The organism is Acinetobacter sp. SFD, assembly GCF_001647575.1.
GTDB classification, from domain to species: domain Bacteria; phylum Pseudomonadota; class Gammaproteobacteria; order Pseudomonadales; family Moraxellaceae; genus Acinetobacter; species Acinetobacter pecorum.
Genome location: NZ_LSZJ01000012.1, coordinates 13,543 through 26,418, shown reverse-complemented (window position 1 = coordinate 26,418; position 12,876 = coordinate 13,543). Strand labels below are relative to the sequence as shown.

Below are 12,876 nucleotides of genomic sequence, written 5' to 3'. Positions count from 1 at the left end.
ATGTTTGAAAAGATTTTAATTGCCAACCGTGGTGAAATTGCCTGCCGTGTAATTCGTACAGCGAAGAAATTAGGGATTGCCACCGTTGCTGTCTACTCCGATGCCGATGCGCAGGCACAGCATGTGAAACTGGCCGATGAAGCGATCTATATTGGTGAATCGCCAGCTGCACAAAGCTATTTACAGATTGAACGCATTATTCAGGCAGCAAAAACCACAGGCGCTCAGGCAATTCACCCGGGTTATGGTTTCCTGTCCGAAAATGACCAGTTTGCCCTGGCCTGTCAGGACAACAATATTGTGTTTATTGGTCCGCCAGTCGATGCCATTCTGGCAATGGGTCTGAAAGCGACCTCTAAAGCCCTGATGGAAAAAGCCGGTGTACCTTTAACCCCTGGTTATCACGGCACCAATCAGGATGCTGACTTCCTGAAAAAGCAGGCAGACAATATTGGCTATCCGGTATTGATTAAAGCCAGTGCCGGCGGTGGCGGTAAAGGCATGCGTCTGGTGGAACGCAGTGAAGATTTCCTGAGTTCACTCGCTTCTTGTAAAAGTGAAGCACGTTCAAGTTTTGGCAATGAAGACGTTCTGATTGAACGCTATGTGATTCAGCCACGTCATATTGAAGTGCAGGTGTTTGGTGATACCCACGGCAATTATGTACATCTGTTCGAACGTGATTGCTCGGTACAGCGCCGTCACCAGAAAGTGCTGGAAGAAGCACCAGCTCCAAAAATGCCGGAAGACAAACTGGAGGCGATGCGTCAGGCGGCGATTGATGCTGCGCGTGCAGTGAACTATGTCGGTGCCGGTACAGTCGAGTTTATCGTGGAGCAAGACGGCACAGCTTACTTCATGGAAATGAACACCCGTCTTCAGGTTGAACATCCAGTGACGGAAATGATTACCGGACAGGATCTGGTGGAATGGCAACTGCGCGTGGCCTTTGGTGAACCTTTACCGAAACAGCAGCATGAATTGCAGATTCATGGACATGCACTCGAAGCTCGTGTCTATGCCGAAGAACCGGAAAAAGGCTTTATTCCTGCGATTGGTCAGATCAGCTACCTGCATTATCCAGAGCAAAGTGACTGTGTCCGTGTCGATAGCGGTATTGTCGAAGGTGATGAAATCAGCACCTATTATGATCCGATGATTGCCAAACTGATTGTCTGGGGCAAAAACCGTGAAGCAGCCTTGACCCAAATGCACCATGCACTGGGTCAGTTCCATGTTGATGGTCTGGGTAACAATATTGCTTTTCTAGATCGCCTAGTGCTGTGCGAATCGTTTAAAAATGCACATTTAGATACTGGCCTGATTCAACGTGAAGAAGAATTCCTGCTCAAACCTTCTGCGGATATCAGTGCCGAACTGGTAGTTAGTGCCGCACTGATTGAGCTACTGTCACGTCAGGCACAGAACCCCGTTCCAAGCAATCCGGTGTGGCAGCAAAAAGCATTCTGGCGCCTGAACCAGAAAAATAGCCATACAGTGCAATTACAACGTAATGGTTTTACCCTAAAAGCTCAGTTCAGCACCCAAGATCAAGGATTTGTCGCCAGCTATAACGGTCAGCAGATTGAGATTCAAGGTCAGCTCGTCGATGCCCATACTTTAGCGTTGCAACTGGCGGGTAAACAGCAAAAACTGGCTTTTAGCCAGACTGAGCAAGGCATTACCCTGTTCCAGAATGGTCAAAGCTATAAGTTCAATTACCTGAAGTCTGATTTTAATAATCAGGATGAACAAGGCACGGAAAATAATCTGATCGCGCCAATGCCAGGTGTCATTACCCAGGTGCTCGTGGCAGCCAATGACAAAGTCAAAAAAGATGATGTGCTGATGACGCTGGAAGCCATGAAGATCGAATATTCAATTCGTGCACCGCATGACGGCATCATCGCAAGTTCATATTTCCAGAAGGGTGATCAGGTTAAAGCTGGTGATGAACTGGTCGAATTCCAGCCACTGGCGGAGGAAGTTGCATGACGGATTTTGTCAAAATCGTAGAAGTCGGGCCACGCGATGGCCTGCAAAATGAAAAAACACCTTTGACATTGGATGACCGGAAAAACCTGATTGTAGACCTGATGAAAACCGGTCTACAGTCCATCGAAGTCGGCTCCTGCGTTTCAGCCAAATGGGTACCGCAAATGGCAGACAGTGATGTGCTCTTTGCCAGCCTACCCCAAGATCCGAATATTCAATTCAGTCTGCTGACCCCAAATCTGAAAGGTTTTGAATCGGCACTGGCTGTAGGTTGCAAGGAAGTGGCGGTATTTACCGCTGCTTCTGAAAGCTTTACCCGCAAAAACATCAATTGCTCGATTGATGAAAGCTTCGAGAAGTTTGCCGATGTCATGGCAGCCGCCAAAGCCAATGACATTAAGGTGCGCGGCTATGTCTCCTGCATGGTGGACTGCCCTTATGAAGGTGCCATTGATCCAAAGCAGGTGGTAAAAGTCACCCAGCGTTTGCTGGAGATGGGCTGCTACGAAGTGTCATTGGGTGAAACCATTGGTACAGCAACACCGGATCGGGTGAAAAATGTCTGGGAGGCTTGTCTGGCTGAACTTGATGCTAAAGTTTTGGCAGGCCATTTTCATAATACTTACGGCATGGCGATTGCGAATATCTACCAGTCGCTATTACAAGGCATTCGCGTATTTGATTCATCCATTGCAGGCTTAGGTGGCTGCCCTTATGCCAAAGGGGCTTCAGGCAATGTTTCAACTGAAGACCTGTATTACCTGCTCTCGAATATGGGCTTTGAAACCGGTATTCAGCTAGACGCCCTGATGCAGGCCAGCCGTAATATCAGTGAAGTCTTGCAGCGCAATAATCCATCCAATTATGCCAATGCCTATTGGCAAAAAGCCTGTGCTTGAAAATAAGCTTGCTTGAGCAAAATGATCTTAAGCAAACCATAAGGATATAAGCAGCAGATTGAAGTCTGCTACAACAATAATAGAGGTGACAAGATGTCAAACAAGGTTTATGACAGCGCTCAATCCGCCTTAAAGGATGTGGTGCAAGATGGTCATACCCTGGCCGTTGGTGGTTTTGGTTTATGCGGTATTCCAGAAGCTTTGATCGTAGCTTTAAAAGAAACAGGTGCTAAACAACTCACCTGTATTTCCAACAATGCCGGCGTAGACGGCTTCGGTCTCGGACTTCTGCTGGAAACCAAACAGATTAAAAAAATGATTTCATCTTATGTCGGTGAAAATAAAGAGTTTGAACGTCAATATTTAAATGGCGAACTGGAAGTTGAACTGACCCCACAGGGTACACTGGCAGAAAAATTACGTGCTGGCGGTGCCGGTATTCCGGCTTTTTATACGGCGACGGGTGTCGGAACCGTGATCGCTGAAGGTAAGGATGTCCGTGAATTTAATGGCAAGTCTTACATTCTGGAAGAATCTTTAACTGCCGATGTGGCGCTAGTCAAAGCCTATAAGGCAGATAAAGCTGGCAACCTGATTTTCCGTAAAACCGCCCAAAACTTTAATCCGGTCTGTGCCATGGCGGGTAAAGTCACCATTGCTGAAGTTGAAGAAATTGTCGAAATTGGCGTGCTGGAGCCGGATGAAATCCATCTACCCGGCATTTATGTGAACCGGATTGTACTGAATACCCAACCGGAAAAACGCATTGAACAGATGACTTTAAAGGCGGAGGCTTGATCATGGCTTGGACACGTAATCAAATGGCGCAGCGCGCAGCACAAGAGCTTGAAGATGGTTTCTATGTCAATTTAGGGATTGGCCTGCCGACGCTAGTCGCGAATTATATTCCGGAAAATATCAATGTCTGGCTGCAGTCGGAAAATGGTTTGCTGGGGATTGGCGAATTTCCAACCGAGGAGACTATCGATGCCGACCTGATCAATGCCGGTAAACAGACGGTCACAGCGCGTAAAGGTGCTTCATTTTTCTCAAGTGCCGATTCCTTTGCCATGATCCGTGGCGGTCATGTCAATATTGCCATTCTGGGGGCGATGGAAGTGTCTGAAACTGGTGATCTGGCCAACTGGATGATTCCGGGCAAAAAGGTCAAAGGCATGGGTGGTGCCATGGATCTGGTCGCGGGTGTACAAAAGGTCGTGGTCTTGATGGAACACTGCGCCAAAGATGGTACACCGAAGATTGTACCGCAATGTAGCCTGCCCCTTACCGGCCAAGCTGTGGTGAACCGGATTATTACCGACCTCGGTGTACTGGATGTTACTCCTGATGGAATTCGACTGGTTGAACTGGCACCAGAGGTAAGTTTTGAAGAGATTCAAAAAGTCACTGGGGTAGCGCTACTACGTAACGCTGCCTGATCTAGCCAGCCCTTAAGAATAAAATTTCTTAAGGGCTTTTTTATATATAGCTGCTTCATTTCAAAATAATAATTGCAGAATAAATGGATTTTAATCATGCAAACTCAACAAAATATTTTGCAGCGCTTCGCCATGCGCGTCAGCGACTGGTCTGAAAAATGGTTTCCGGATTCTTATATTTTTGCCCTACTCGGTGTCATCATTGTGGCGATTGCCGCCATTGGAATTGGTGCACCGGCACAGGATGTCGCGATTTCCTTTGGAGACGGCTTCTGGAGCTTGATTCCCTTTACCTTGCAGATGTGCATGCTGATCGTGGTCGGTTATGTGGTTTCCGTATCCAAGCCTGTCCAGCTGCTGATCCAGAAAATAGCACGCTTGCCGCATTCCGGTCGTGGTGCGATTGTCCTGGTCGCCACGGTCAGCCTGTTAATTTCCCTGATTAACTGGGCCATGAGTACTGTACTGACTGCACTTCTAGTGATTGCACTGGCACAGCGTAAAGAGCTTAACATGGATTACCGCGCTGCTGCGGCTGCCGCGATTATCGGGATGGGTGCGACCTGGGCACTGGGCATCAGTTCTTCAGCTGCACAGTTACAGGCCAATAAAAGCAGTCTGCCTGAACCGATTTATAACCTGACGGGCGTGATTCCATTTACCGAGACTATTTTCCTGCCGCAATCCATGATCATGACGGCGGTACTGATTGTAGCTTCAATCGCAATTGCTTACTGGTCAGCACCTAAAGGCTCTGACATTAAAACCATTGAACACTTCCCGATTCAGATTGAAGAAGAAAAACCGGAAGTATCTGCCGAAAAAAGACCGGGGGATTGGTTGGAAAATTCACCCATTTTAAGCATTTTGATCGTGATTCTGGGCGCAGTCTGGATGTTTAACGAATTTTCCAAAAGTAATCCGATTCTGGCCATTTCCAGCTTAAATACCTATAACTTTATCTTTCTGATTTTGGGCGTGGCCTTGCACGGTACACCACGAAATTTCCTGAATGCAGTCTCCAAGGCTGTTCCGGCTATTTCAGGAGTACTGATCCAGTTTCCGTTGTATGGCAGTATTGCCTTTATGATGACCAATGCGCTAAATCCGGCCGATCTGTCATTGTCACATTACATTGCCGAATTTTTTGTTTCGATTGCTTCTCAGGAAACCTTTGCCATCGTGATGGGACTTTATTCAGCAATTCTGGGCTTCTTTATTCCATCCGGTGGAGGCAAATGGATTATCGAAGCACCCTATGTGATGCAGGCTGCACATGACCTGAAAGTGCATCTGGGCTGGTCGGTGCAGATTTATAATGCGGCAGAAGCCTTGCCTAATCTGATTAACCCTTTCTTTATGCTGCCGATGCTGGGTATCCTGAAATTAAAAGCCAAAGATGTGATTGGATTTACGGTTACCCAGCTGATTTTCCATCTGCCTTTGGTACTGTTCCTGCTCTGGTTCCTGGGAAGAACCATGACCTATAGCCCGCCAGTATTTTCTTAATTTAAGATAATAAAAAAGGACAAAAATTCGTCCTTTTTTATTTAGGCCGTTCTCTTAATTTGCTGTCTTCTCCACCACACCTTCATCATCTACTTCACGTACCACTCCCGTTTCAGTATTGACGACTTCAAAGGTCACGCGACGGTTCTGGAACTGCCCGGCAGGTGTGGCATTAGGTTCAACTGGCTGATCCGCTCCCATGCCAACTGCCTGTAACTGTGCAGGATCGACGCCTTGTTGAACGAGGTAGTCGGTCACCGCTTGGGCACGTTGCACAGACAGCGCCTTATTCTCTGCTTCGCTGCCTTGAGCATCAGCATGTCCTTTAACTTTCAGGATAACTTGTGGCGCACGTTGCAATAATGCAGCAGCCTGATCCAGCACCAATTTATTGACCTCTGGAACTTCGGTAGAGGCGGTATCAAAATTGATGATCTGTAAATTGAGTGCAGTCGCTACATCCAATGCTTTAACATCGTCCTCCTTAATGCTAGCCAGAGCCTGTTCTGCTTCATTGTTAGCAGTACTGATTATCTCACTGTTATTTAGAGGCTGTTGAGTCACTACCGTAACATTTTTTGCCAGACTACGAATTTGTGCTACCAGACGCTCAGCTTCAGCATTGCTTGCTGCACGCACCAAAACCTGATTGCCCACCCAGTCCAGTGATACATTTGGCATTCCCTGGATTGCTCTCAAAACAGTCGGGATAGTATCCTGATCGGTGAATTCTGAATGATAGGCATCACTACTCAACGTACCGCAACCAATATTATAATTAAAAATCTGTTTAATCTCGTTTTGCAGAATTTCCATATATTGCGGATTATTCAACCCTATCTGGCAACTTATAATTTCACCATTGCTACCCGTACTCAATTGCAAAGAGGCAGGTTGGACGGCTACAGCTTCACTGGCAACCTGCCTGTCCTGACCGGCTTGTGGATCATCATCATGCATACAACTACGAATAAAAAACAGGGTTAAAGCTGCCAGAATCAGAAAAATGATAACGGGCCATAAAAAGCTTGTTTTTCTCTCTTCCTGAACCACAATGACAGACTCTGGTTCAAGCACAGGTTCTTGGTTTAAACTGTGTCCCGCCAAGGGTGAAACACCAAGCGCTGCCAAAATAGGGCCAGCCCAAACAGGCAAGGCGCGTTGAATTGAATCAGCATGAGTTTCCAGCAAATGGCTAATGGCTTCCTGACTTGGAGCCCCTGCTTCAGTCTGTAAGAAATTCATGGTCGGTACAATTGACCGATTCAGGGTCTGTTCTATTTCTTCTTGTGGTGCACTCTGATCAAGTTGATCCAGAAACTGCTGCTTTAATGCCGGATTTGCATTGAATAATTCATGAATCTTTGGATTGAGTTGCTGACCAAGAATCTCGATCCAGGCGGGGCGAGCACGCAATATACTTAAAAATACGGGATAGAACTGCGCCAAAGCTTGATCTTTGGCAAATAAATGCTCTGTTTCACCTTGAAGCACAATGGCCGTAACATCACTTTTTAAGCGTTCCATAAAGTCTATATTCATAATCGTCACCATTCTTTTGATTTTTCTAATGTTTAATATTTAAGCAGTGTAACGACCCCTATTTTTTGAAAATGTAAATAATTGTATGAATATCATAAAGTTTCACTATTTTTGTTAGTGTGGCATTTCGCCAATACAATTTAAAAAATAAAAAAAAGCCAGCCGAAGCTGACTTTTATAAAGTTTCTCTTATTTAAGCAACATAAGTTTGAATCACTTTACCCAGCACTTTTTGATTGATTAACGGTGTATTCTTACCTTGTGACACGATGCTTTCTTTATCCAGGGTCCACTCCAGTTCAGGATCTAGAAGCGCCCAACCTGATTCATTTACCCAGCGATCTGCCATTTGTGCAACACGAGCCGGAGCCAAGGTTACTTTTTCTACCCATTCCAGTGGAGTTAACAACCCCTCACGAATCAGTTGCAGACCAAAAGGCACATAGGTATCAAAAGCAGTGAATCCTGGTTGCGTTTCCGCAAATGGCGCCATTTTCGCAGAACTGCTCAGCGGTTCATGATGGGTGCAGATGGCATCAATCACACCGGATTTTACTCCCTGACGCAGCAATTCTTTATCCTGTTCTGAACGAAGCGGCGGACGCACATGTGCAAGAGAGTTAAAACCGTCAATCAAATGATCGGTCAGATGCAGCTGGTGCATCGCTACATCACAGGTCACCGGCAAACCTTTTTCCTTTGCAATACGGATCAATTCGACAGATGCACCACAAGACAACAGACCGAAGTGTGCACGTACATGGGTGGCTTCAATCATGAGCAAGTATTTGGCGATTGCCACGGTTTCAGCCAGTGCCGGAATCATCGGCAAGCCCTGACGTGAAGCAATAAAACCTTCATGTACGCAGCCATCTTTGGCAATTTGTGGTTCTTCTGCATAGAATACCACTGTCAGGTCTAAACCTGCGGCATATTCAAGTGTACGCAGGACTACATCATCATTGGCAAACGGCGCGCTGGCATTGGAAACGGCACTACAACCACCTTTTTTCAGACCCGCCATATTTGCCGGCTGTTGACCATTTAAGCCTTGGGTTTGCGCACCAATTACCTGTAAATATATCCCACCATCCAGCATGGCTTTATCAACCAGGCCGTGAATCAGCGCACCATTGTCTTGAACAATCGGTTTTGAATCTGGTGGGGTAAATACATGCAGGATACCGTTAGCTCGTGCTGCCTTACCTTCCGACTTTAAAGTCCCATGTTGCTGCTGGCCTGGCTCACGTAGACGTGCACACAGGTCAACCATGGTAGGCATCAGCCATTTGCCTTGACCATCAAGGGTCTCGGCAACGTCTGAGGATGCCTCTACACGCTTACCATTTTCGAGATAAACCGTTTCGATCGAATCTGTTTTTGCAATTGGGTCGAGAACACGGACATTTTCAATTTTTACAATAGACATGACTTATTCCTTATACCGCAATCGCTTCAATCAAACCCTGTTCCTGTAACTGCCCCTGCATCGCCAGTGCCAGTACTGCCATACGCACCGCAATACCATTGGTCACCTGATGCAGAATCACCGACTGTGAGCCATCTGCAATGCTGGAATCAATTTCCACCCCACGGTTCATTGGTCCTGGATGCATCACGATACAATCCGGCTTGGCCATCGCAAGACGTTCTTTGTTCAGACCATACATTTTGTAAAACTCGGCTTGCGAGGCAAGTGCTGGAGAATCAATCCGCTCGTTTTGAATACGTAGCGTAATAATCACGTCGCAGTCTTTAATGCCCTCTTCCATCTTGTTAAACAGACGAACACCATCGCCATATTCTTCAAAGCCTAATGGCAACAAAGTATTGGGTGCAATCACCCGGATATCTTGACAGCCCAAAGTTTGCAAGGCGGCCACATCTGAGCGTGCCACACGCGAATGCTTAATATCGCCGATAATAGCGATCGACATTTCTTCGAATTTTTTATTGGTTTCACGGCGAATGGTCAGCATGTCCAGCATGGCTTGCGTCGGATGCGCATGACGGCCATCACCGGCGTTAATAATGGCGACGTCTGGGCAGACATCTTTGGCAATAAAATGTGCTGCTCCAGAAGATGAATGACGTACCACGAAAATATCGGCCGCCATGGCTTCCAGATTCCATAAAGTGTCACGCAGGGTTTCACCTTTAGAGGTACTCGAACGGGCAATATCGATATTGAGAACGTTGGCAGAAAGGCGCTTGGCAGCGGCTTCAAAGGTAGTTCGGGTACGGGTAGAATTTTCGAAGAACAGGTTCATCACCGTTTTGCCTTCCAGCAAATTATTGGTGATCAGCTGATTTTGGTCATTAAAAAAGGACTGTGCAGTGTCCAATATTTTTGTCAGGGTTTCTTTAGAAAGACCTTCGATGGTCAAGAAGTGTTTTAGATTACCTTCTTTATTGAGTTGAATCTGGCTCGGTGTATGCAATGCCGCCAAGTGCATGAGAGATTCCTTATGCGTTAAGTCAACATATTATACAGAGATTGGCGAATTTTTATAGTTGAGCACGTTGCTACTTGTACAAAAAGCATCTGAACAATAAAAACAGAAAATCAGATTCATCTTTATTTTTTCAACAAGATAATTTAACCCGATTTACATCCTGCTGATTTTAAATATTAAAAAATGGGTGCTTCAGTCTGGAGCATTCACACCCTCTCCTGTCTAGCGTAATGCACCAATATAACGATGTGATACTTGTGCACGATAGATATCATCTTCATCCGGTTCAACCGAGATCAGCTCATTCTGCTGGCTTAGGTTCGTGGCCTCTATTTCAGAACCTTGTCCTGTTTCCGAAATCTCCAGTACCATTTTCAGGCGCTGGATCAGATGACTCAACTCTGGGTCCTGGGTCTGCTCTGCCAGCTGAATCACATGCCGGGCATAGTCCAGATTCTCTGCCAAAAAAAGTGCATCAATTACCCGACCGGAAACACGTCGTAAACGCGCATAAATTAAAGTGGCCACTGAAAAAGCGTCATGGTTGCGTAACTGATTCTCTAACATCTTTACCCTCATTATAAAATTGAAAAATCAGGCAGCCATCGCTCCCCATCGACTGACTGCCTGATTTACAGTGGATAGAGCAAAATACGTACCAGTTTTTCAATTTATAATACAAATACGCATATTCTCTATGGCAGCTCAGGCCTTTCAGAGAATTTAAAAAGCTTTCAATATAAAAATACGGTAAACTTAGCGCAGTTTTTATTTATCTTTTTTTGGTCTCTCTATTATATGAATACCTCTCCACGTTTAAGCAATTATTGGGTCACCTGTGCCGATGGGCTGGAAACCTTATTAGAAGAAGAAATTCAAGGCTTAGGTGTTCAGAATATTGAGCGTTTTCCGGGCCGTCTAACCTTTAAAGGCACCCTGGAAAATGCTTATCGTATCTGCATGTGGTCACGTCTGGCTTCACGTGTCTTGATGCCGATCCACACGCATGAAATTGAATTTTCTCATGATGCGCGTGATGTTGCAGAAGAACTCTATGAAGGAGCTCTCAGCTTTGACTGGTCGCTGATTTTTGCACCACAAAGTACCTTTGCGATTCGTTTGCATGTCGAGCGTGATATCAAGGTCAATACCCAGTTTGCAACTTTACGTGCCAAAGATGGTGTCGTGGATTCCTTTATGGAAGCGGTAGGCAAACGTCCAAGCATTGATACCAAACAGCCTGAAATCACCATGTATATTCTGGCAGGCAAGAAAGAACATACTTACTGCCTGGACCTGTCTGGCGACTCTTTGCATAAACGCGGTTATCGCCGGTTCATGACTGACGCCCCGATCAAGGAAAACCTGGCCGCTGCGATTCTGCAAAAAGGTGGTTTAAAAGCGTTAAATCCGGATATCGTGGTTGATCCAATGTGTGGTTCAGGAACGTTCATTATTGAATCACTGATGATCTTGACCGACCGTGCGCCTGGTCTGGTCCGTCGTTTCGGTTTTAATGGCTGGAATGGTCATGACCATGAACTCTGGATGAGCATCAAGGCAGAAGCTGCTGAGCGTCATCAAGCGGCAATGGAAAATCCATTACCACAATTCTATGCCTTCGATGCGGACTGGGAAGCGGTTAAAGCCACCAGACAAAATATTATCGCGGCGGGTTTTGAATCCGCACTCGACAATATCATGATTGAAGAACGGACTTTAAATGACTGGCCTGATTTTCATGCAGAAGGCAAGAAAGTATTCTTCGTGACCAACCCGCCTTATGGTGAACGTCTCGGTGATAAAGCCCAAAACCGTTCTTTATACTTGGGTTTATCAGCTTTACTGCAAAAGAATTTCCCGAATCAAAAAGCGGCTGTGATTGCCTCACAAGTGGAACAGGCCGACGTGCTGGCATTCAATGATCCGCAAATCCTGCGTTTGATGAATGGTAAATTGCCGATTTATATCCGCTTCGGTACGGTTAAACCGGCCGCGGTGGTACGTCCATTCCTAGAAAGCTGGCAGCCTCAGCAGTTTGAGCCGATTGAAGGTGCGATGGAGTTTGCCAACCGTCTGACCAAAAACATGCAAGCTCTAAAAAAATGGGCAGTCAAGGAACAGATCCATTGTTTACGTCTCTATGATGCAGATTTACCTGATTTTAACGTCGCAGTAGATTTGTATGGCGAGCGTTTGCATGTACAAGAATATGCGCCACCTAAAACTATTGATCCGGAAAAAGCCAAGAAACGTTTCAACCTGGCCTTACAGGCAATTCGCGCCGTGACCGGTTTGGGCCGTGATGCGATCTTTATCAAGACCCGTGCGCGTCAGGAAGGTAAAAACCAGTACACCAAACAAAGTACAGCATCCAAGCGTTTTATCGTACAGGAAGGCAAGGCCAAGATTCTGGTCAACCTGACCGATTATCTGGATACCGGTCTATTCCTGGATCACCGTCAAATGCGTTTACGTATTGCACGTGAAGCAAAAGGCAAACACTTCCTGAACCTGTACAGCTATACCTCAACGGCAAGTTTACATGCTGCTTTGGGCGGTGCTGCGAGCACGACCAGCGTCGATCTGTCGAATACTTATTTGAACTGGTCAAAAGAAAATTTTGTCCTGAACGGTTTAACCGTGGATCATGCGGATGAACAGCACCAGTTCTTTGCCTCTGACTGTTTCGAATGGCTGAAAGAAGGCCATGAGCAATATGACCTGATCTTTATTGATCCGCCAACGTTTTCGAACTCGAAGAAATTCTACGGTACCTTTGATGTCCAGCGTGACCATTTATCCCTGCTGAAACGTGCCATGAACCGTTTAACCAGCGATGGTACCCTGTATTTCTCAAATAACTATCGTGGTTTTGAGATGGATGAAGAAATTCTGGCGTTCTTTGATGTTGAAGAAATTACCCAGGAAACCATTGGTCCTGACTTTAAGCGGAATCAAAAGATTCACCGTGCCTGGAAAATCCGTCATCCGCAAGTTTAACGCCTTATAGACTTGCGACTAATATCCAGTCAC

General features: G+C 46.0%; 10 protein-coding genes. 6 read left to right on the top strand and 4 right to left on the bottom strand.

The features are described from left to right. The 5 genes from AY605_RS07635 (at nt 1) to AY605_RS07615 (ending at nt 5,842) form a co-directional block, all read left to right on the top strand. Entirely contained in the window at nt 1-1,995 is a 1,995-nt protein-coding gene (locus AY605_RS07635) for an acetyl/propionyl/methylcrotonyl-CoA carboxylase subunit alpha (RefSeq protein ID WP_064095835.1), read from the top strand. After that, entirely contained in the window at nt 1,992-2,894 is a 903-nt protein-coding gene (locus tag AY605_RS07630) for a hydroxymethylglutaryl-CoA lyase (protein ID WP_005104501.1), read from the top strand. Before AY605_RS07635 ends, AY605_RS07630 begins: the two co-directional genes overlap by 4 nt. A gap of 93 nt (nt 2,895-2,987) precedes the next feature. After that, nucleotides 2,988-3,692: a CoA transferase subunit A gene (locus AY605_RS07625; protein ID WP_064095834.1), complete on the top strand. Its 705-nt coding sequence runs from the start codon at nt 2,988-2,990 to the stop codon at nt 3,690-3,692. Nucleotides 3,693-3,694: 2 nt separating this feature from the next. Then, nucleotides 3,695-4,333, top strand: coding sequence for a CoA transferase subunit B (locus tag AY605_RS07620; RefSeq protein WP_064095833.1), 639 nt, complete (start codon nt 3,695-3,697; stop codon nt 4,331-4,333). 96 nt (nt 4,334-4,429) lie between these two features. Next, on the top strand, nt 4,430-5,842 hold the full coding sequence (locus AY605_RS07615) for a short-chain fatty acid transporter (RefSeq protein WP_064095832.1): 1,413 nt from the start codon (nt 4,430-4,432) through the stop codon (nt 5,840-5,842). 54 nt (nt 5,843-5,896) lie between these two features. Here the strand turns inward: AY605_RS07615 and AY605_RS07610 are convergent, their stop codons facing one another. From AY605_RS07610 to AY605_RS07595, 4 genes are all read right to left on the bottom strand, one after another. After that, entirely contained in the window at nt 5,897-7,396 is a 1,500-nt protein-coding gene (locus tag AY605_RS07610; protein WP_081406352.1) for an OmpA family protein, read from the bottom strand. A 181-nt stretch (nt 7,397-7,577) separates the two neighbouring features. Further along, nucleotides 7,578-8,813, bottom strand: a complete 1,236-nt coding sequence (locus AY605_RS07605) for a dihydroorotase (protein WP_064095831.1) — start codon at nt 8,811-8,813, stop codon at nt 7,578-7,580. Nucleotides 8,814-8,823: 10 nt separating this feature from the next. After that, a complete protein-coding gene (locus AY605_RS07600; protein WP_064095830.1) occupies nt 8,824-9,840 on the bottom strand; it encodes an aspartate carbamoyltransferase catalytic subunit in 1,017 nt (338 codons plus the stop codon). Nucleotides 9,841-10,062: 222 nt separating this feature from the next. Further along, nucleotides 10,063-10,407, bottom strand: coding sequence for a hypothetical protein (locus AY605_RS07595; protein WP_064095829.1), 345 nt, complete (start codon nt 10,405-10,407; stop codon nt 10,063-10,065). Nucleotides 10,408-10,638: 231 nt separating this feature from the next. Between AY605_RS07595 and rlmKL the strand changes: the two genes are divergently transcribed. Continuing rightward, on the top strand, nt 10,639-12,843 hold the full coding sequence (rlmKL, locus tag AY605_RS07590; protein WP_064095828.1) for a bifunctional 23S rRNA (guanine(2069)-N(7))-methyltransferase RlmK/23S rRNA (guanine(2445)-N(2))-methyltransferase RlmL: 2,205 nt from the start codon (nt 10,639-10,641) through the stop codon (nt 12,841-12,843). Nucleotides 12,844-12,876 lie beyond the last annotated feature (33 nt).

Coding starts and splice junctions, on each gene's coding strand:
- AY605_RS07635 (WP_064095835.1), top strand. CDS start 1: ATGTTTGAAAAGATTTTAATTGCCAACCGTGGTGAAATTGCCTGCCGT.
- AY605_RS07630 (WP_005104501.1), top strand. CDS start 1,992: ATGACGGATTTTGTCAAAATCGTAGAAGTCGGGCCACGCGATGGCCTG.
- AY605_RS07625 (WP_064095834.1), top strand. CDS start 2,988: ATGTCAAACAAGGTTTATGACAGCGCTCAATCCGCCTTAAAGGATGTG.
- AY605_RS07620 (WP_064095833.1), top strand. CDS start 3,695: ATGGCTTGGACACGTAATCAAATGGCGCAGCGCGCAGCACAAGAGCTT.
- AY605_RS07615 (WP_064095832.1), top strand. CDS start 4,430: ATGCAAACTCAACAAAATATTTTGCAGCGCTTCGCCATGCGCGTCAGC.
- AY605_RS07610 (WP_081406352.1), bottom strand. CDS start 7,396: ATGGTGACGATTATGAATATAGACTTTATGGAACGCTTAAAAAGTGAT.
- AY605_RS07605 (WP_064095831.1), bottom strand. CDS start 8,813: ATGTCTATTGTAAAAATTGAAAATGTCCGTGTTCTCGACCCAATTGCA.
- AY605_RS07600 (WP_064095830.1), bottom strand. CDS start 9,840: ATGCACTTGGCGGCATTGCATACACCGAGCCAGATTCAACTCAATAAA.
- AY605_RS07595 (WP_064095829.1), bottom strand. CDS start 10,407: ATGTTAGAGAATCAGTTACGCAACCATGACGCTTTTTCAGTGGCCACT.
- rlmKL (WP_064095828.1), top strand. CDS start 10,639: ATGAATACCTCTCCACGTTTAAGCAATTATTGGGTCACCTGTGCCGAT.